Below are 18,628 nucleotides of genomic sequence, written 5' to 3' on the forward strand. Positions count from 1 at the left end.
GAATGCGCGGCAGACCGCCAAACTGTTACGAATCGGTCGCGATCCCACCTCGAACACGCTGCGAACCGGCTGCCAGCGGTCACCAGGCAGCCGGCGCGCATAACCGGTAAAATGCGCACCCATGAAACCGGAAACCTGGCGGCCGCACGTGACCGTCGCGGCGATCGTCGAGCGTGACGGGCGCTTCCTGCTTGTCGAGGAACACACTGCCGCCGGCCTGCGCCTGAACCAGCCCGCCGGCCACCTCGAGGCGGGCGAAACGCTGCTGGAAGCGGTGATCCGCGAAACGTTCGAGGAAACCGCGCATCCGTTCGCGCCCGAGGCGCTCGTCGGCATGTACATGACCCACTTCGAGCGGCCGGACCGCGCGGGCACCACGTACCTGCGCTTCACCTATTGCGGCGCGGGCGGCGAACCGGACCCGGCGAATTCGCTCGATCCCGACATCGTCCGCACGCTGTGGATGAGCGCCGATGAGTTGCGCGCGTGCCCCGAGCGGCATCGCACGCCGCTCGTGATGCAGTGCATCGACGATTACCTGGCCGGCCGGCGTTTCCCGCTCGACTTCGTCCATACGCATTCGGTTGCGCCGAAGCAATGAGGCCGTCACGAGCGGCCCCATAGATCAATGCAGTCATGCAGCACCCAGTGAGTACCTTATGAGCAAGCGCAAAGTCGTAGTAGGCATGTCGGGCGGCGTCGATTCGTCGGTCACCGCGTGGCTGCTGAAGGAACAGGGCTACGACGTGGTCGGCCTGTTCATGAAGAACTGGGAAGACGACGACGACAGCGAATACTGCTCGACGCGCCAGGACTGGATCGACGTGGTGTCGGTGGCGGACCTGATCGGCATCGACGTCGAGGCGGTCAACTTCGCGGCCGAGTACAAGGACCGCGTGTTCGCCGAATTCCTGCGCGAATATTCGGCCGGCCGCACGCCGAACCCGGACGTGCTGTGCAACGCCGAGATCAAGTTCAAGGCCTTCCTCGATCACGCGATGTCGCTCGGCGCGGAAACGATCGCGACCGGCCACTACGCGCGCGTGCGCGAGAACGATGGCCGCTTCGAGCTGCTGAAGGCGCTCGACCATACCAAGGACCAGTCGTACTTCCTGCATCGGCTGAACCAGGCGCAGCTGTCGAAAACACTGTTCCCGCTCGGCGAAATTCCCAAGACGAAGGTCCGCGAGATCGCCGCGCAGATCGGCCTGCCGAACGCGAAGAAGAAGGATTCGACCGGCATCTGCTTCATCGGCGAGCGGCCTTTCCGCGACTTCCTGAACCGCTATCTGCCGACCAGGCCGGGGCCGATGAAGACCACCGACGGCAAGATCGTCGGCGAGCACATCGGCCTCGCGTTCTACACGTTCGGCCAGCGCAAGGGCATCGGTCTCGGCGGCAGCAAGGACGGCAGCGGCGAGCCCTGGTTCGCCGCCGGCAAGGATATTCCGACGAATACGCTGTACGTCGCGCAGGGACACGACCATCCGTGGCTGCTGTGCCATACGCTGTCGGCGGGCAACACGAGCTGGGTCGCGGGCGAGCCGCCGGCCGACGGCTTCGCGTGCGGCGCGAAGACGCGCTACCGGCAGGCCGACGCGGCGTGCACGTTCAACGCCCCGGCGGGAGGCGGTTCGCGCGAAGGCCTCTTCGAACTGACCTTCGACGCCGCGCAATGGGCCGTCACGCCGGGCCAATCGGCGGTGCTGTATGACGGCGACGTGTGCCTCGGCGGCGGCATCATCGAACGCGCGGTGACCGGGCAACCGGCCGAACTGCCGCAGGATCAGGCGCCGAAGCAAACCCGCGCGCAGCGTCGCAAGCAGGCGCACAAGCCAAAGCAGCCGCAAGGCCAGGCGCAGGACGAGCCGCAAAACCCGCGGCAAAAAGCGGCTCTGCTCGGCGCGCGTTGAGCGATGCATAACGGCGGGCGCGGCGGGTCGTACCATTCCGACAGGTCCGCGCCATTCACCATGTTTGCCCCGCCTGGCGCATTCACACACACTTCACCTTCGCGTGCGACGCTTGGCTTCCATTCGCAGGCCTTATCTTCGGGCTTCGCCGGTCCGCGTCGCACCGTGACCCGCAACCGCCGGTTTTCCTTCGCGACCGATACCGCCCGCGCTCCCGTGCGGACGATGCCGCCGCAATGATCTTCACTGCACTGGAGTCCCCATGTTTTCTCGACGCTATCTGGCCATGTGGTGCGCAATCGCCCTCACCGCGGTATGTGCCGCGCTCGCCGCGACGCATCACCTGTCATGGTTCTGGATCCTCGTGCCGGCCGCGCTCGTCGCGCTCGGCGTGTTCGACCTGAGCCAACAGCGCCATGCGATCCTGCGCAATTACCCGCTGTGGGGCCACCTGCGTTTCATTTTCGAATCCATCCGCCCGGAGATCCGTCAGTATTTCGTCGAAGACGATACCGACGAGAAGCCGTTCTCGCGCGCGCAACGCAGCATCGTCTATCAGCGCTCGAAGAACGATGTCGACAGCCGCCCATACGGCACGCGGATCGACGTGAAGGCGGTCGCGCACGAATGGATCAGCCACTCGCTCGCGCCGACCACGCTCGACGGTCACGACTTTCGCATCGTCGTCGGCCCCGATCGCGGGCAGCCGTATTCGATGTCGATCTTCAACGTGTCGGCGATGAGCTTCGGCTCGCTATCGGCCAATGCGATCATGGCGCTGAACCTCGGCGCGAAGAAAGGCAACTTCGCGCACGACACCGGCGAAGGTTCGATGTCGAAATATCATCGCGAACATGGCGGCGACATCATCTGGGAAATCGCGTCCGGCTATTTTGGATGCCGTAACGACGACGGCACCTTCAACGCCGGGAAGTTCGCGAAGCAGGCCGCCGAACCGCAGGTGAAGATGATCGAGGTGAAGCTGTCGCAAGGCGCGAAGCCCGGTCACGGCGGCGTGCTGCCGGGCGCGAAGATCACGCCCGAAATCGCCGAGACGCGCGGCGTGCCGATGGGCCGCGACTGCATCTCGCCGGCGACGCACTCCGAGTTCTCGACGCCGCGCGAGCTGCTCGAATTCGTCGAGCGGCTGCGCACGCTGTCGGGCGGCAAGCCGACCGGCTTCAAGCTGTGCATCGGGCATCCGTGGGAATTCTTCGGTATCGCGAAGGCGATGCTGGAAACGGGCATTCTGCCGGACTTCATCGTCGTGGACGGCGCGGAAGGCGGCACCGGCGCGGCACCGCTCGAATTCACCGATCACGTCGGCGTGCCGTTGCAGGAGGGGCTGCTGCTCGTGCACAACACGCTGGTCGGCATCGGTCTGCGGCAACGCATCCGCATCGGCGCGAGCGGCAAGATGATCACCGCGTTCGATATCGCGAAGACGCTCGCGATCGGCGCGGACTGGGTCAACGCGGCGCGCGGCTTCATGTTCGCGGTCGGCTGCATCCAGGCGCAGACCTGCCATACCGGCCGCTGCCCGACCGGCGTCGCGACCCAGGACCCGGTGCGCCAGCGCGCGCTGGTGGTGCCGGACAAGGCCGATCGCGTGTTCAACTTCCACCACAACACGCTGCACGCGTTGCAGGAAATCATCCAGGCCGCCGGGCTCCGGCATCCGGCTGAGTTGCGCGCGCATCACATCGTGCGGCGCGTGTCCTCGCATGAGGTGCGGCTGATGTCGGATCTGCTCAAATATCTCGAACCGAACGACCTGCTCAACGGCAACTATCGCTATACCCTGTTCGAGACGTACTGGCCGATCGCGCAAAGCGATTCGTTCTCGCCGAAGGCGGAGCTGGCGGCGAGCTGAACGTGCGCGCGGCCCTTGCCGCGTCGCCTGTCGCTCAAAAACCGCATCGCGGCCCGTCCGACCCCGCAAAACGGGCCGCCCCCCTTCCTTTCCGTTAAAATCTCGGGTTTAGCACTTCGCTCCACGGCCCCTCGCGCGCTTCGGCGCACGCGGCATGGCCCCATGCCCGAAAGGCACTTCATGCTCACGTTTCAGCAAATCATCCTGACCTTGCAGTCCTACTGGGACAAGCAGGGCTGCGCGTTGCTCCAGCCGATCGACATGGAAGTCGGCGCGGGCACGTCCCACGTCCATACGTTCCTGCGCGCGATCGGCCCCGAGCCGTGGCGCGCCGCCTACGTGCAGCCGTCGCGCCGCCCGAAAGATGGCCGCTACGGCGAGAACCCGAACCGTCTGCAGCACTACTACCAGTATCAGGTGGTGCTCAAGCCCGCGCCGGAAAACATTCTCGACCTGTACCTCGGCTCGCTCGAAGCGCTCGGCTTCGACCTGAAGCAGAACGACGTGCGTTTCGTCGAGGACGACTGGGAAAACCCGACGCTCGGCGCATGGGGGCTGGGCTGGGAAGTGTGGCTGAACGGCATGGAAGTGACGCAGTTCACGTACTTCCAGCAGGTCGGCGGTCTGGACTGCAAGCCGGTGCTCGGCGAAATCACCTACGGACTCGAGCGCCTCGCGATGTATCTGCAGAAGGTTGAGAACGTCTACGACCTCGTCTGGACCGAGTGGGAAGAACAAGGCCCGAACGGCCCCGAACTGCGCCGCCTGACCTACGGCGACGTGTATCACCAGAACGAGGTCGAGCAGTCCACCTACAACTTCGAGCACGCGAACGTCGATCTGCTGTTCACGTTCTTCAACAGCTACGAAGCGGAAGCGAAGCGCATGATCGATGCACAGATCGCGCTGCCCGCCTATGAGCTCGTGCTGAAGGCCGGCCACACGTTCAACCTGCTCGACGCGCGCGGCGCGATTTCGGTCACGGAACGCGCGGCGTACATCGGCCGGATTCGCGCGCTGTCGCGTCTGGTCGCGCAGGCCTACTACGACTCGCGCGAAAAGCTCGGCTTCCCGATGCTCGGCAATCCGGTGCACGGCGTGCCCGGCCTCACCACCGACGAGCAGGAAGCCGCGATGCCCGCGTGGGCGCCGCCGCTGAAAGTCGAACGCAAGATCGACCAGGACTGACGAGAACTTCAACCAATGACTCAATCTCAACACGCTACCCTGCTCGTCGAGCTGCTGACCGAAGAACTGCCGCCGAAGGCGCTCGCCCGTCTCGGCGACGCCTTCGCCGAAGGTATTGCGCAGCGCCTCGCGGCGCGCGACCTGATCGACGGCGAGCCGTCGTTCGAACGCTTTGCTACGCCGCGTCGTCTCGCGGTGACGATTCACAACGTGCGCGCGCTCGCGCCGGAAAAACACGTGCGCGAAAAAGTGCTGCCGGTTTCCGTCGCGCTCGATAAAGATGGCCAGCCCACCGCGCCGCTCGCGAAGAAACTCGCCGCGCTCGGCTTCCCCGATTTCACGGTGAACGACCTCGAACGCGCCCAGGACGGTAAAGCCGAAGCGTTCTTCCTGCGCTACGCGGCGCCGGGCGCGACGCTCGCCGACGGCCTGCAAGGCGCGCTCGACGAAACGCTCGCGAAGCTGCCGATCGCAAAGCCGATGACGTATCAGCGCCCGGACGGTTCGAGCGTGCAGTTCGTGCGCCCGGTGCATCGACTGACCACGCTGCACGGCGAAGAGGTCGTGCCGGTCAGCGTGCTCGGCATCGACGCCGACGACACCACGCTCGGCCACCGCTTCCTGTCCGAAGGCTTCGTGCAGATCCAGCATGCGCAGTCGTATGCCGAAACGCTCGAACACAGAGGCCGCGTGATCGCGAGCTTCGCGAAGCGCAAGGCAGCGATCCGCTCGCAACTGCTCGCGCAAGCCGGTGACGACAAGGTCGTGATGCCCGAAGCGCTGCTCGACGAAGTGACGTCGCTGGTCGAATGGCCGGTCGTCTATGAGTGCCGCTTCGAGGACGAATTCCTGCAAGTGCCGCAGGAATGCCTGATCCTCACGATGCAGACGAACCAGAAGTACTTCGCGCTGACCGATGCGAACGGCAAGCTGCGCTCGCGCTTCCTGATCGTGTCGAACATCGAGACGGCGACGCCGGTCGAGATCGTCGAAGGCAATGAGCGCGTGGTGCGTCCGCGTCTCGCCGATGCGAAGTTCTTCTTCACGCAAGACAAGAAGAAGCCGCTCGCGGATCGCGTGCCACTGCTCGCGAACGTCGTTTATCACAACAAGCTCGGCTCGGCGCTGCAACGCGTGGAGCGGCTCGAAGGGCTGGCCGGCGCGATCGCCGCACTGACCGGCGCCAACGTCGCGCTCGCGACGCGCGCCGCGCGCCTCGCGAAAGCCGACCTGATCACCGACATGGTCGGCGAATTCCCCGAGCTGCAAGGCACGATGGGCACGTACTACGCGCGCCACGACGGCGAGCCGGAAGAAGTCGCGCTCGCATGCTCGGAACACTACCAGCCGCGCTTCTCGGGCGACGCCTTGCCCACCACTGCGACCGGCACCGTCGTCGCGCTCGCCGACAAGCTCGAAACGCTGGTCGGCATCTGGGGCATCGGCCTGCAGCCCACCGGCGAGAAAGACCCGTTCGCGCTGCGCCGTCATGCGCTCGGCGTGTTGCGCATTCTGGTCGAGAAGCAGCTGAACGTCGACTTCGTCGAGCTGCTGCGCATCGCTTATGCGCAATTCGCCGGCGTGCCGAGCGTCGCCGATTCGACCGACGCGATCTACGAATTCAGCATGGACCGCCTGCGCGGCCTGCTGCGCGAACGCGGCTACGCGGCCAGCGAAATCGACGCGGTGCTCGCGCTGAACCCGACGCGGCTCGACGACCTCGTCGCGCGCCTCGACGCGGTGCGCGAGTTCGCGTCGCTCGCCGAAGCGGCGTCGCTCGCGGCGGCCAACAAGCGTATCTCGAACATCCTGAAGAAGTCGGAAGGCGTGACGAATGGCGGCGTGCAGCCCGGCTTGCTCACCGAGGCAGCGGAGAAGGCGCTCAACGCGCAGCTCGAACAGGTCACGCCGCGCGTGCAATCGCAACTGGCCGTTCGCGACTACACCGGCGCGCTGACGGCGCTGGCCGCGCTGCGCGAACCGGTGGACACGTTCTTCAACGACGTGATGGTCAACGCCGAAGACCCCGCGTTGCGCGCGAACCGTCTGGCTCTGCTCGGCGCGCTGCATCAGCAGATGAACTGCGTCGCCGATATTTCCCGACTCGCCGCCTGAGCACCGCGCCATGCCGATCAAGAAAGTGGTGATCCTCGACCGCGACGGTGTGATCAACGTCGACTCCGACGCATTCATCAAGTCGCCGGACGAATGGGTCGCGCTGCCCGGCTCGCTGGAAGCGATCGCACGCCTGAACCACGCCGGCTATCGCGTCGCAGTCGCGACGAACCAGTCGGGCATCGGCCGCGGTCTGTTCGACATGGATGCGTTGAACGCGATGCATCTGAAGATGCACCGGATGGCGGCAGCGGTCGGCGCGCGCATCGAAGCGGTGTTCTTCTGCCCACACACGGCGGAAGATCACTGCGAATGCCGCAAGCCGAAGCCCGGCATGCTGAAGATGATCACCGAGCGATTCGAGATCGATCCGGCGCATACGCCGACGGTCGGCGATTCTCTGCGCGATCTGCAGGCGGGCGCTGCGCTCGGTCACCCGGTGCATCTGGTGCTGACCGGCAAGGGCCGCAAGACCCTCGCCGCCGGCGGCTTGCCCGAAGGCACGATCGTGCACGACGACCTGCGCGCGTTCGCGCTCGACTTTCTCGCCGACGCTCAGGAATAAACGCGCGCACCGCGCTCCCACCCCCCACCGACCACGCCGATGCGCTTTATCCGTTCCCTGCTGCTGCTGATTTATTTCGTTGTGTTCACGGTACCGTACGCGACCGCGTGCTTCATCGCGTTTCCGTTCCTGCGCGCGGAAAACCGCTACTGGATGGCGGCCGGCTGGTGTCGTCTGACGCTGTGGACGGTGCGCTACCTGAACGGCATCCGCTACCGCATCGAAGGTTTCGAGAATCTGCCCAACGGCCCGGCCGTGCTGCTGTCGAAGCATCAGTCGGCGTGGGAAACGCTCGCGTTTCCGGCGATCATGCCGCGCCCGCTGTGCTACGTGTTCAAGCGCGAGCTCTTGTATGTGCCGTTCTTCGGCTGGGCGCTCGGCATGCTGAAGATGGTTCACATCAACCGCAAGGAAGGCAAATACGCGTTCGTATCGGTCACGAACCAGGGCAAGGCCCGCATGGCCGAAGGCGCATGGGTCATCATGTTTCCGGAAGGCACGCGCACGCCGACCGGCAAGCAGGGCAAGTACAAGACCGGCGGCGCGCGCTTCGCGATCGCGAGCGGTGCCCCCGTCGTGCCGATCGCGCACAACGCGGGCCGCGTGTGGCCGCGCAACTCGTTTCTTAAATATCCGGGTATAGTCACGGTGTCGATTGGCAAGCCGATCGACACGACGGGGCTCACGCCCGACGAAGTGAACACGCGCGTCGAGCAGTGGATCGAAGCAGAGATGCGCCGCATCGATCCGACTGCCTACAGCGCGGCGGCTAACGATTCCGCCGCCGCGCCCATCTGACGCGCCACGCCCTCGAACTCCGAAGGCGTATTGCGCGAAGCGAAGCCGATGCAGAAGTCTCCTACGCCGCAGCCCGCCGCGGCGCTCGAAAACCGGCAGCTCGATCTCCCGCTCTTCGCCGAGCCGGGGTCGACGTCGTCGTCTCCCTCACCTTCCGCGCCGGGTTCATTGGGCTCAGCACCGGCCCGGCCGCCCGTCGCGCCGCTCGCGCCGGACGGCAGCAAGCTGCGCAGTCTCGCCATCGGTTCACGCACGCTGCATTACGCGCTCAAGCGTTCGGCGCGCCGCTCGATCGGCTTTGCGATCGACAGCACCGGCCTCACGATCACCGCGCCGCGCTGGGTCACGCTCGCCGATATCGAAACCGCGATCACCGAAAAACAGCGTTGGATTTTTACGAAGCTGATCGAATGGCAAACGCGCGTCGAGCAGCGTGCATTGCCGAAGATCGACTGGCAAGACGGCGCCGAAGTGCCCTACCTCGGTCAGCCGGTGCGCGTGACGCTCGGCGCGCCGCAAGGCATGCTCGCGTTCAGCGCCGAGCACGGCGCGCTGCAATTGCCGCTGCCGTTGCAAGCCGACCCGCAGCAGATCAAGGATCGCGTGCAGGGCTGGCTGCAAGGAGAAGCGAAGCGGCTGTTCGGCGAGCGTCTGGCGATCTACGCGCAGAAGCTGGGCGTCAACTATCGCGCGTATGCCTTGTCTTCGGCGGCGACGCGCTGGGGCAGTTGTTCGAGCGACGGCAAAATCCGCCTGAACTGGCGGCTCATCCACTTTCCGCTGTCGATCATCGACTACGTCGTCGCGCACGAGCTGTCGCATCTGCGCGAGATGAATCACAGTCCGCGCTTCTGGCAGACGGTCGAATCGATTTTTCCGGAGTTCCGCGAGGCGCGGCAGACACTGAAGTCGCATCCGCCGGAGCTGTTGCCGACGCTTTGAGGCCGGGCGCTATCTATGCGAGAGCGCTTTCGCGGACTGCAACAGATCGTCGAGCATCACGCCGCGCCTGTCCGGGCTCGTGTCGCGGCCGGTCATGAAACACAGCGCCGCAATCGGCAGTCCCGCACGGTCGCGAATCGGCGCTGCCATACAAAGCCTGAACGCATTCGAGAGTCCTTCGGTGCAGCAGTAGCCTCGTTCTTTTGCGGCCTGCACGTCGTTCAGGAATTCGCCGAATTCGATATTCACCCCGTTGTCGAGGATGAAATCTTCGGCCGGAATGAGCGCGCGAATCTCGTCGGCATTCAGGTGACCTAGCAGCAGACGTCCCGTGGCGGTCCACGGAATCGGCACTCTCACGCCGATGTCCGAACTGATGTTGAAGGGCCGGGCACTGTTCTCGGATAACACGACCGTGTACTTGTTGCCTTCCAGCATGCACAGCTGCGTGGTCTCGTCGTACTTCCGTACCAATGCCAGAATGGATTGATGCGCGCGGCTAATCAGATCGTTGTGCGTTGCATAGTCGGACCCGTAGTAGTGCATCTCGCGCCCGAAGAACACGCTCCCATCCGCGGCCGTCTCGAGCCAGCCCACTTCCGCGAGAATCGCGACCAGCTCGTAGATGCTCGAACGCGGCGCGCCGGTCGCCTCGATTAATTCGCGCATGGTCAGCGGGCGTTGGGCGACGTGCAATTGCCGGAACATCGCAATGACGCGATCCACGCCTCTCGCCCGAGACGATTCGGTTACAGCCATGCGTTCACTCCGTAAAGCGTTCATCCGACCGGTTGTCTTTCAAGCGACGTGAGTTTATCGCGCGGCAGACCCGCGAAAGCGACTCTCAGGCCGCGACAGGTCAATGGTCGAGAACTCTGTGCAGAAATTGCCGCGTGCGTTCGTTCGCGGGATTGACGAAGATCTGTTCCGGATCGCCCTGCTCGGCGATGACGCCCTTGTCCATGAAGACCACGCGGTCGGCGGTCTTGCGGGCAAAGCCCATTTCATGCGTGACGACGACCATCGTCATGCCGTCGCGCGCGAGCCCACGCATCACCTCGGTGACCTCGCCGACCAGCTCCGGATCCAGCGCGGACGTCGCCTCGTCGAAGAACATGATGCCGGGCTCGACCGCGAGCGCTCGCGCAATCGCCACGCGTTGCTGCTGACCGCCCGACAACTGGCTTGGATAGTGTGCCGCGCGGTCCGCGAGCCCGACACGGTCGAGTGTGTCCATGGCGCGCTTGCGCGCGTCGTCCGGACTCATGCGGCGTGCCTTGATAAGCGCGAGCGTGACATTGCCGAGCGCGGTCTTGTGAGGAAACAGATTGAACTGCTGGAAGACCATGCCGACATGGCCACGAATCTCTCGCGCTCGGCGCGGATCATGCATGGGCACATCGTTGACCCAGACCTCGCCGGAATCGGTGGTCTCCAATCCCGCCATGATTCGCAAGACCGTGCTCTTACCCGAGCCGGACGCGCCAATGAGCACCAGCACCTCGCCCGAGCGAACCTCGAGATTGATTTCGTTCAACACCCGAGTCGAACCGAATGCTTTGCTGACGCCCGTCAGTGAAATGATGGGTCTGATTTGGCTTTGGTTACTCACGACAATCTCCTGCGATCATGGTGGCGCACCCATTGCGAGAGCGGGAAGCACACGGCGAAGTAAATGAGGGCGACGAGTCCGTAGATTTCCACGGGCTTTCCGACCCGGTCGACGATGGCCTGGCCACCATGCATCAACTCGGACATTCCGATCATGCTGACGATCGACGTGTCCTTGATGAGCGACAGATACTGACCGACGAGAGGCGGCAACACGATCTTTCCCGTCTGAGGCAGCACGACGAACGAGAACGACTGAGCCCGCGTGAGGCCGAGGATCTGAGATACCTCCCATTGACCTTTGGGTACCGCCTCGATCCCTGAGCGGAAGATTTCGGCGATGTAGGCGCCCTGATAGATGCTCAAGCCGATGACGCCCGCTGCGAAGACGTCGATCGCGTAACCGAAGTACGACACGCCGAAATAGATGAACATCAGCGTGATGAGTACCGGCGTGCCGCGAAACAGCTCCGTATAGAGTCTGGCAAGGCGGGCTGTGCCCCACGGTCCGAACGACCGCAAGACCGCGGCGAAAAGGCCGATCAGCGTGCTGCCCACGATGGACGCAATGGAAAGCAACAGCGTCGTCACCAGACCCTGCAGCAGGATGGAGAAACTGGTTTTCAGCAATTCGACTGACATGATCCAACTCCAATCCGGGAATCAGGCCCGTTTCGTCCGGCGCATAAAGCCGGTCCCGAAACCGGTGCGCGCCGGCATGACGAGGGGAGGATGAAAGATCCGCGCTCCGAGCTGGCCCGCAAGCCAGGACAGTACGTTACTGAGCACGAGATACGCGACGAGCGTCACGCTGAACGTCTGAAGATAGAGAAGCGTCCGCGAGTTGATCACGGTCGCAGTGCCGGTCAACTCCGGCAACGCAATGGCGGACAGCAGCGACGTACCGAGCAGCAACTGGATCAGGTAGTTGACGATGGCCGGATAGACCGCGCGCGTCGCCTGCGGTAGCACGACCTCGACGAAGATCTGCGCGCGTTCGAGACCGAGAATGCCGGCGGCCTCGAGTTGGCCGCGCGGCACCGACTGTATGCCGGCGCGGAACACTTCCGATAGGTAAGCACCGACGTTGACGCCGAGCGCAATGACGCCCGCCCAGTATGCGTCGAGCGAAATACCCGCCGACGGCAGACCGAAGAAAACGATGAAAATCTGCAGGAGAACAGGCGTGTTGCGGATGATTTCAACGTAGCCGCGAGCAATCAACCGAAATGGCGCGAGCGCAGAAACGCTGGCAAGCGCGGTCAACAAGCCGAGGACTAGCGCCAGTACGAATGCCAGCACGGTCACTTGCAATGTCAGCCAGCTCGCGCTCAAAAACTCGGGCACGTAGCCCCACAGAGTGAGCCACTCGTAACTCATCTCACCCTCCGCATCGTTCGGGTTTCAATAGATATCGGCATCTCCCGCTCCTCAAAACTGCGGATTGAGCGGGTAGCGCGGATCGGTGCCGAACCACTTGTTGTAGAGCTGCGCGTTGAGCTTCGACGCATTGACGTTGAAGAGGAACAGATTCAGGTAGTTGAGCCATTCCTGATCGCCGGCCTTGACACCGAACGCGTTGTATTCGAGCGGGACCAGCGCTTCGTTCGTGACGGCAAGTTCAGGATCGAGCTTGGCCTGATACGCAAGAAAGTTGTTGTCCTCGATCATCGCGTCGGCCTGCCCCTGCTTGACGGCAAGAATCGCGGCCTGCGAGCTGTCGTATTCCTGGATCTTGATCGGGATATTCAGCGAGCGCACTTCGTCGCCATTGGTCGAGCCCTTGACCGTCGCAATCGTGCGACCGCCCATGTCCTTGATCGACTGAACGCCACTATTTTTTCTGACCAGCAGTGCTTCGCTGGCAACCACGTAGGGGGTCGTGAATTCGATTACTTTCGCGCGCTCCAGATTACGCGTGAAGTTGCAGAACACGACATCCACTTTGCTGGTCTGCAGATTCGGAATCCGGTTCGCGCTCGTCGTATTCACGACCTCGAGCTTCACGCCCATCTGCTTCGCGAGTTCCTTCGCGAGGTCCACGTCATAGCCGTCTGGTTGGCCGTCCTTGTTATAGAACCCGAACGGCGCGAACGTCAGGCAGTCGCCGACGCGCAGCGTGCCTCGCTGCAGCACGGCCTGAAGCGTCGAGGGGGATGCCGCTGCGCTCTGCCCTGGCGTGGCAACCTTGGTGCAGCCGGTGATGGCGAGCAATCCAGCAACAGCGAACAGAAAGGCGGCTTGGGCGCCTCGTTTGGCAAGCTTCATGGCAGGGTCCTAAGCGGAGAAGAGTGGTCCGGAGCGGACGAATCGGCTTCAGCGCCTGTCTGCACGCTTAACAAATCGCCGGGTCACGCATCGATTGTCCGATATATCAGACTACTATCTGACGAACCGGATTGATGCTGAGTGTTGGACACTAATATCAAACCGGCAACCGCACACAAACCCTTATTGCCCATACTTTTTTGTTCAAATAGATCCGATCGAATTCCACGATGCGCATCGAGTCCGCAGTGCGCCGGGCGGGCGGCGCGGCTTCGGGCTCAAGCTATACGGCAATCATTTACAATTGCCGCAGGTCGACGCATTTATCCACAAACTATCAAAGGAGTCCTCATGCGAATCTTGCATACCATGCTTCGAGTCGGTGATCTGGACGCATCGATCCGGTTCTACACCGAAGTTCTAGGAATGCGCCTGCTTCGAAAGAACGACTACCCGGACGGGAAGTTCACCCTCGCATTCGTCGGTTACGAGGACGAATCCGAAGGCGCGGCGATCGAACTGACGTACAACTGGGACACGAGCAAGTACGACCTCGGAAGCGGCTACGGTCACATCGCCCTCGAAGTCGACGACGCCTATGCGGCATGCGAAGAAGTGAAGAAACGCGGCGGTGTCGTTACACGCGAAGCTGGGCCCATGAAACACGGCACGACTGTCATCGCCTTCGTCGCCGACCCGGACGGGTACAAGATCGAGCTGATACAGAAGAAGGGGCGAGTCGACTGAACGTCCGGTGGCGAGCACGAGTCGCGCTGTCAGCCAGAACGATGAAAACACAGCCCGGCTTCACGTTGCACCCGGCGAATTGACGCCGGGCGAATTCGCCCGGCAATCTTGCCTCGTGCCGACGCCATCAAAAAACGCCGACTACTGACGCTCGGCGTTTTCGCCGCGCACCGGACCGACCGGCTCGCCGTGCACTCCCCACCTCTTCACCACACCGCCATGAGCACGACCACCGCCTTGCCCGCGCGCCGCACCCCGGATAGCTTCGCGATCCTGTTGATGATCGGCCTGTGCGCAATCTGGGGGCTGCAGCAAGTCGCGATCAAGACCACCAATGCGGCGGTGCCGCCGATCTTTCAGGCGGGGCTGCGCTCGACGATCGCGGCGCTGCTCGTGTGGGCATGGGCACGCTCGCGCGGCACGCCGCTCTTTCGCGATGACGGCACGCTCGGCGCGGGCCTGCTCGCGGGCGTGCTGTTCGCGGCCGAGTTCGTCTGCATCTTTCTCGGCCTGACGCTGACGAGCGCCTCGCGCATGGCGGTCTTTCTGTACACGGCGCCGTGTTTCACGGCACTCGGCCTGCACTGGTTCGTCGATGGCGAACGCATGCGGCGCATCCAGTGGCTCGGCATTGTCGTCGCGTTCGCGGGGATGGCGCTCGCGTTCGCGGACGGCTTCCTGCACACGGACGCGGGCACGGCTGCAAGCGCGGCCCACGGCTCGACGCTCGCGGGCGCGGCCGGCGATGCGCTCGGCGTGCTCGGCGGCATCGCGTGGGCCGCGACCACGGTGATCGTGCGCGGCTCGCGGCTCGCGCGGACGAGCGCGAGCAAGACGCTGTTCTATCAGCTGACTGTGTCGGCGGTGGTGCTGCTCGCGCTGGCGCTGGGGCTCGGCGAGGTGCGCGTGGAAAGCGTGACGCCGCTCGCGCTCGCGAGCCTCGCGTATCAAGCCGTGATCGTCGCGTTCGTCAGCTATCTGTTGTGGTTCTGGCTGTTGACGCGATACATCGCGTCGAGGCTGTCGGTGTTTTCGTTTCTGACGCCGCTGTTCGGCGTCACCTTCGGCGTGCTGCTGCTCGGCGAGTCGTTCAGCGCGCGCTTTCTGATCGCCGCGCTGCTGGTGCTGACCGGCATCGCGCTCGTCAACGCGCCGGCGAAACGGTAAGCGGGCTCGACGGCGGCGCCCTGCCGCCGTCGAGCGTCGAGTCTATTCCGGCGCAGCGGCCGAGCGCGCCGCCACCGCCTGCGCCACACTCACGTATTCGGCGACCGGCACGTCCTCCGCGCGGCGTTGCAGATCGAAGCCGAGCGCGTCGAAATCGACGGTGTCGCGCAGCGCGGCAAGCGTGTTGCGCAACATCTTGCGACGCTGCGAGAACGCCGCCGTCACCACCCCGCCGAGCACGCTTTCGTCGACCACCGGCAGTTCGTGCCGCTCGTACGGAATCATCCGCACGATCGCCGAATCGACCTTCGGCGGCGGCTGGAACGACTCGGGCGGCACGTCGAGCTGCTTGTCGATCACGTAGCGGTATTGCAGCATCACCGACAGGCGACTGAACGCCTTCGTGCCCGGCTCCGCCACCATCCGCTCGACCACCTCGTTCTGCAGCATGAAGTGCTGATCGATCACGCGCTCCGCGAACGTCGCCAGATGAAACAGCAGCGGGCTCGAAATGTTGTACGGCAGATTGCCAACGATGCGCAGCGACGCCTTGTCGCCCGGTGCCGCGAGCGAGCCGAAGTCGAATTCGAGCGCGTCGCCCGCGTGCAGTTCGAGCAGGTTGCCGAACTTCGTCTTCAGACGGCCGATCAGATCGCGGTCGAGTTCGACCGCATGCAGCGGCGTCTCGGGCGTCGCGAGCCGCTCGATCAGCGGCTCGGTCAGGGCGCCGAGGCCCGGCCCGATCTCGACCATGCGCTCGCCGCGCTGCGGCCGGATCACGTCGACGATCGAATCGATCACGCCCATGTCGACCAGGAAGTTCTGACCGAAACGCTTGCGCGCGAGATGGCCCTGGTGCCGGCCTTGCTGTCTGCTGGTGGACATCGGAGAAACGCTAGAAAGAAAACTGCTTGAGAATGAAAGACGTCACGGTGGAAACACGACGCCACGCGGCGCGTCACGAGCACCGCGACCGCCCACGCTACCCGCGCCTCAGCCCGCGCGACGATGCTGCGCCATCGACACCGCCGTGTCGACGGCGGCCATCAGGCTACCCGCGTCGGCGCGGCCGGTGCCGGCCAGATCGAGCGCGGTGCCGTGATCGACCGACGTGCGGATGATCGGCAGGCCGAGCGTCACGTTGATCCCTTCGCCGAACGTCGCGAATTTCAGCACCGGCAGGCCCTGGTCGTGGAACATCGCGAGCACGCAGTCGGCTTCGTCGAGATAACGCGGCTGGAACAGCGTGTCGGCCGGATACGGACCGCGCGCGTCGACGCCCTCGCCGTTCACCTGCCGCAACGCCGGCGTGATCACGTCGATTTCCTCGCGGCCCAGATAGCCGTTTTCGCCCGCGTGCGGATTGAGCCCCGTCACGAGGATACGCGGCGCGGGCAAGCCGAAGTGGTGACGCAGGTCGTGATCGATGATGCGCAGCGTTGCAACGAGGCTTTCGATCGTCAAAGCCGCCGACACGTCCTTCAACGGCAGATGCGTGGTCGCAAGCGCGACGCGCAGCGGCCGCTTGCCGGCGCCCGCGAGCATCATCACGACGCGCGGCGTATGGGTGCGCTCGGCCAGATATTCGGTGTGGCCGGTAAACGGCACACCGGCGTCGTTGATCGTGCTTTTTTGCAGCGGCGCGGTGACGATCGCGTCGAACCTGCCGGCCACCGCGCCGTCGATCGCCGCATCGAGCAGATCGAGCACATAGCGGCCGTTCGCGGCGTCGAGCTTGCCTGCCTGCGCTGGTGCGCCAAGCGAGTGATGTTCGAGCCGCACGCGCGGGCCTGGCGCGAGCAGCGCCGCCCAATCGACGCCGACCGCGCGCGCGCGCTCAGCGAGCAGTTGCGCGTCACCGAGCACGGTGAACTGCGCCTGAGGCCAGTGCGCCGCCGCGCCGGCCAGCGCCTGCGCGGTCAGCTCGGGACCGACGCCGGCGGGTTCGCCGGTCGTGATCGCGATCTGCAGCGGGCGGTGGGTGGGCTGGGCAGCGCTCGTCATCGCATTGGCTCTGTTATTGCACGTTCGCCGTGGCCGGCATCACTTCGACGTACGCGGTATCGCGCAGCTCGCGCAGCCAGTCGGCATACGCCTGTTCCGCCTTGCGCTGGCCGATGGCCTGACGCGCGAGATCCATCTGCTGCGCAATCGAGCCTTGCGCATCGCGGCGGCCGAGCACCTGAATCAGGTGGTAGCCGTATTCGCTGCGCACCGGTTCGCTGATCTGACCGTCCTGCAGCGAGTTCATTGCGCGCTCGAACTCGGGCACCGTCTCGCCCGGGCTGACCCAGCCGAGGTCACCGCCTTGCGACGCCGAGCCGTCCTGCGAGTAGGTGCGCGCGAACTTCGCGAAGTCGCCGCCGGCGGCGATCTGGTTGCGGATGTCGAGCAGTTTCTGGCGTGCCTGCGGTTCGGACTGACCGTCGCCGACGCGCAGCAGAATATGGCGCACGTGCGTCTGCACGAGCTTCGGCGCGTCCGCGCTGGTGCCCTGGCCGGCACGGCGCTCGACCAGACGCACGATCTCGAAGCCGTCGTTGGTGCGGATCAGATCCGGATTGATCTCACCCGGACGCAGTGCCGACGCGGCCTTCACGAACTCGGGCGGCAGCTTCGAGGGCGCGAGGAAGCCGAGATCGCCGCCGTTCTTCGACGCGTCCGGCGCCTGCGAATTGGCTTTCGCAAGCTTTTCGAAATCCGCGCCGCCCTTCGCTTCGGCGAGCAGAGCCGCGGCCTTCTTCTGCGCCGCCTCGATGTCGGTCTCCGAGGCGTTCAGCGGCGCCTTCACGAAAATGTGCTGCATGTGCAGGTCGTTCGTCTGGCCGGCGCCCGGGCCGCGCTGGCTGGCGATATAGTTCGCGACCTCGGCGTCCGTCACCGTGATCTTGCTGTCCACTTCCTTCTCGCGCAGACGCGACAGCGTCAGCTCCGTGCGCGCGTCGCTCGTGAAAGTGGTCCAGGGCACGCCTTGCGCCTCGATGCGCGCGCGGTACATGGCGAGCGACATGTTGTTCGCCTGCGCGAGACGCTCGAGCGTGCGCTGCACGGCCGCGTCGTCGATGGTGATGCCGTCTTCCTTGGCCTTCTGCAGCTGGATGCGCTCGAGCACCATCTGCGTGAGCACCTGCTGGCGCAACTGGTCCGTCGGCGGCACCGGAGCGTTCTGCTGGTTCAGCCGGTGCGCGATCAGACCGACCCGCTCGTCGAGCTCGCGCTGCGTGATGACACCGTTGTTGACCACTGCGGCGATGGTGTCCACCGTCTGGCCGCTATTGCCGGCCAATGCCTGCGCCTGTACCGACGCGACTGGAAGGAAGGACGCCGCGGCGACGAGACCCGCCGCGAGTATTGCCAAGCGAAGCTGTTTCATGATTGCCACAGATACTCCAATGATGTCGGGCGCTTCGCCCGTCTTTTCGCAAGCCGTGAATGACCGGG

General features: G+C 64.5%; 18 protein-coding genes. 10 read left to right on the forward strand and 8 right to left on the reverse strand.

The window, feature by feature from the left end:
* The first annotated feature begins 121 nt into the window (after positions 1 to 121).
* The 8 genes from OKW35_RS06725 to OKW35_RS06760 all read left to right on the forward strand — a co-directional run bounded on the left by OKW35_RS06725 (position 122) and on the right by OKW35_RS06760 (position 9,394).
* Positions 122 to 601, forward strand: a complete 480-nt coding sequence (locus OKW35_RS06725) for an NUDIX hydrolase (RefSeq protein WP_429551544.1) — start codon at positions 122 to 124, stop codon at positions 599 to 601.
* A 58-nt stretch (positions 602 to 659) separates the two neighbouring features.
* The gene (gene mnmA / locus OKW35_RS06730; RefSeq protein WP_429551545.1) at positions 660 to 1,913 is read left to right on the forward strand and encodes a tRNA 2-thiouridine(34) synthase MnmA; all 1,254 of its coding nucleotides are present in this window, start codon (positions 660 to 662) and stop codon (positions 1,911 to 1,913) included.
* A gap of 262 nt (positions 1,914 to 2,175) precedes the next feature.
* Entirely contained in the window at positions 2,176 to 3,786 is a 1,611-nt protein-coding gene (locus OKW35_RS06735) for an FMN-binding glutamate synthase family protein (RefSeq protein ID WP_429407425.1), read from the forward strand.
* Between the two features lie 180 nt (positions 3,787 to 3,966).
* On the forward strand, positions 3,967 to 4,974 hold the full coding sequence (glyQ, locus tag OKW35_RS06740; RefSeq protein WP_008921090.1) for a glycine--tRNA ligase subunit alpha: 1,008 nt from the start codon (positions 3,967 to 3,969) through the stop codon (positions 4,972 to 4,974).
* Between the two features lie 15 nt (positions 4,975 to 4,989).
* Positions 4,990 to 7,089, forward strand: coding sequence for a glycine--tRNA ligase subunit beta (gene glyS / locus OKW35_RS06745; RefSeq protein WP_429551546.1), 2,100 nt, complete (start codon positions 4,990 to 4,992; stop codon positions 7,087 to 7,089).
* Positions 7,090 to 7,099: 10 nt separating this feature from the next.
* Positions 7,100 to 7,654 (forward strand): D-glycero-beta-D-manno-heptose 1,7-bisphosphate 7-phosphatase, encoded by a 555-nt coding sequence (gmhB, locus tag OKW35_RS06750; protein ID WP_429551547.1) that lies wholly within the window; start codon positions 7,100 to 7,102, stop codon positions 7,652 to 7,654.
* A 39-nt stretch (positions 7,655 to 7,693) separates the two neighbouring features.
* On the forward strand, positions 7,694 to 8,452 hold the full coding sequence (locus OKW35_RS06755) for a lysophospholipid acyltransferase family protein (protein ID WP_090803045.1): 759 nt from the start codon (positions 7,694 to 7,696) through the stop codon (positions 8,450 to 8,452).
* A gap of 48 nt (positions 8,453 to 8,500) precedes the next feature.
* Positions 8,501 to 9,394, forward strand: a complete 894-nt coding sequence (locus OKW35_RS06760) for a M48 family metallopeptidase (RefSeq protein ID WP_090805591.1) — start codon at positions 8,501 to 8,503, stop codon at positions 9,392 to 9,394.
* A 9-nt stretch (positions 9,395 to 9,403) separates the two neighbouring features.
* On the opposite strand, the gene OKW35_RS06765 is transcribed toward OKW35_RS06760, so the two are convergent.
* The 5 genes from OKW35_RS06765 to OKW35_RS06785 all read right to left on the reverse strand — a co-directional run bounded on the left by OKW35_RS06765 (position 9,404) and on the right by OKW35_RS06785 (position 13,273).
* On the reverse strand, positions 9,404 to 10,153 hold the full coding sequence (locus OKW35_RS06765; protein ID WP_184062361.1) for an IclR family transcriptional regulator: 750 nt from the start codon (positions 10,151 to 10,153) through the stop codon (positions 9,404 to 9,406).
* Between the two features lie 100 nt (positions 10,154 to 10,253).
* Positions 10,254 to 11,006: an amino acid ABC transporter ATP-binding protein gene (locus tag OKW35_RS06770; RefSeq protein WP_311541738.1), complete on the reverse strand. Its 753-nt coding sequence runs from the start codon at positions 11,004 to 11,006 to the stop codon at positions 10,254 to 10,256.
* Positions 11,003 to 11,647: an amino acid ABC transporter permease gene (locus OKW35_RS06775; protein WP_429356594.1), complete on the reverse strand. Its 645-nt coding sequence runs from the start codon at positions 11,645 to 11,647 to the stop codon at positions 11,003 to 11,005. Before OKW35_RS06775 ends, OKW35_RS06770 begins: the two co-directional genes overlap by 4 nt.
* Before the next feature lie 21 nt (positions 11,648 to 11,668).
* Positions 11,669 to 12,385 carry an amino acid ABC transporter permease gene (locus OKW35_RS06780; RefSeq protein WP_090803038.1) on the reverse strand — a complete coding sequence of 239 codons (717 nt, stop codon included), beginning with the start codon at positions 12,383 to 12,385 and terminating at the stop codon, positions 11,669 to 11,671.
* Positions 12,386 to 12,436: 51 nt separating this feature from the next.
* Complete coding sequence (locus OKW35_RS06785) at positions 12,437 to 13,273, reverse strand: transporter substrate-binding domain-containing protein (protein ID WP_184034601.1); 837 nt, start codon at positions 13,271 to 13,273, stop codon at positions 12,437 to 12,439.
* A 351-nt stretch (positions 13,274 to 13,624) separates the two neighbouring features.
* Between OKW35_RS06785 and gloA the strand changes: the two genes are divergently transcribed.
* Positions 13,625 to 14,020, forward strand: a complete 396-nt coding sequence (gloA, locus tag OKW35_RS06790) for a lactoylglutathione lyase (protein ID WP_429551548.1) — start codon at positions 13,625 to 13,627, stop codon at positions 14,018 to 14,020.
* Between the two features lie 219 nt (positions 14,021 to 14,239).
* Positions 14,240 to 15,187, forward strand: a complete 948-nt coding sequence (locus OKW35_RS06795; protein ID WP_429551549.1) for a DMT family transporter — start codon at positions 14,240 to 14,242, stop codon at positions 15,185 to 15,187.
* Between the two features lie 42 nt (positions 15,188 to 15,229).
* Here the strand turns inward: OKW35_RS06795 and rsmA are convergent, their stop codons facing one another.
* The 3 genes from rsmA to OKW35_RS06810 all read right to left on the reverse strand — a co-directional run bounded on the left by rsmA (position 15,230) and on the right by OKW35_RS06810 (position 18,569).
* Positions 15,230 to 16,072, reverse strand: a complete 843-nt coding sequence (gene rsmA / locus OKW35_RS06800) for a 16S rRNA (adenine(1518)-N(6)/adenine(1519)-N(6))-dimethyltransferase RsmA (RefSeq protein ID WP_184034614.1) — start codon at positions 16,070 to 16,072, stop codon at positions 15,230 to 15,232.
* A 108-nt stretch (positions 16,073 to 16,180) separates the two neighbouring features.
* Positions 16,181 to 17,191 (reverse strand): 4-hydroxythreonine-4-phosphate dehydrogenase PdxA, encoded by a 1,011-nt coding sequence (gene pdxA, locus OKW35_RS06805; protein ID WP_429551550.1) that lies wholly within the window; start codon positions 17,189 to 17,191, stop codon positions 16,181 to 16,183.
* Between the two features lie 13 nt (positions 17,192 to 17,204).
* Positions 17,205 to 18,569: a peptidylprolyl isomerase gene (locus tag OKW35_RS06810; RefSeq protein WP_429551551.1), complete on the reverse strand. Its 1,365-nt coding sequence runs from the start codon at positions 18,567 to 18,569 to the stop codon at positions 17,205 to 17,207.
* Between the last annotated feature and the right edge of the window lie 59 nt (positions 18,570 to 18,628).

The sequence above is a fragment of the Paraburkholderia sp. MM5477-R1 genome, from assembly GCF_050436385.1.
Classification (GTDB): domain Bacteria; phylum Pseudomonadota; class Gammaproteobacteria; order Burkholderiales; family Burkholderiaceae; genus Paraburkholderia; species Paraburkholderia tuberum.

Coding starts and splice junctions, on each gene's coding strand:
- OKW35_RS06725 (WP_429551544.1), top strand. CDS start 122: ATGAAACCGGAAACCTGGCGGCCGCACGTGACCGTCGCGGCGATCGTC.
- mnmA (WP_429551545.1), top strand. CDS start 660: ATGAGCAAGCGCAAAGTCGTAGTAGGCATGTCGGGCGGCGTCGATTCG.
- OKW35_RS06735 (WP_429407425.1), top strand. CDS start 2,176: ATGTTTTCTCGACGCTATCTGGCCATGTGGTGCGCAATCGCCCTCACC.
- glyQ (WP_008921090.1), top strand. CDS start 3,967: ATGCTCACGTTTCAGCAAATCATCCTGACCTTGCAGTCCTACTGGGAC.
- glyS (WP_429551546.1), top strand. CDS start 4,990: ATGACTCAATCTCAACACGCTACCCTGCTCGTCGAGCTGCTGACCGAA.
- gmhB (WP_429551547.1), top strand. CDS start 7,100: ATGCCGATCAAGAAAGTGGTGATCCTCGACCGCGACGGTGTGATCAAC.
- OKW35_RS06755 (WP_090803045.1), top strand. CDS start 7,694: ATGCGCTTTATCCGTTCCCTGCTGCTGCTGATTTATTTCGTTGTGTTC.
- OKW35_RS06760 (WP_090805591.1), top strand. CDS start 8,501: ATGCAGAAGTCTCCTACGCCGCAGCCCGCCGCGGCGCTCGAAAACCGG.
- OKW35_RS06765 (WP_184062361.1), bottom strand. CDS start 10,153: ATGGCTGTAACCGAATCGTCTCGGGCGAGAGGCGTGGATCGCGTCATT.
- OKW35_RS06775 (WP_429356594.1), bottom strand. CDS start 11,647: ATGTCAGTCGAATTGCTGAAAACCAGTTTCTCCATCCTGCTGCAGGGT.
- OKW35_RS06780 (WP_090803038.1), bottom strand. CDS start 12,385: ATGAGTTACGAGTGGCTCACTCTGTGGGGCTACGTGCCCGAGTTTTTG.
- OKW35_RS06785 (WP_184034601.1), bottom strand. CDS start 13,273: ATGAAGCTTGCCAAACGAGGCGCCCAAGCCGCCTTTCTGTTCGCTGTT.
- gloA (WP_429551548.1), top strand. CDS start 13,625: ATGCGAATCTTGCATACCATGCTTCGAGTCGGTGATCTGGACGCATCG.
- OKW35_RS06795 (WP_429551549.1), top strand. CDS start 14,240: ATGAGCACGACCACCGCCTTGCCCGCGCGCCGCACCCCGGATAGCTTC.
- rsmA (WP_184034614.1), bottom strand. CDS start 16,072: ATGTCCACCAGCAGACAGCAAGGCCGGCACCAGGGCCATCTCGCGCGC.
- pdxA (WP_429551550.1), bottom strand. CDS start 17,191: ATGACGAGCGCTGCCCAGCCCACCCACCGCCCGCTGCAGATCGCGATC.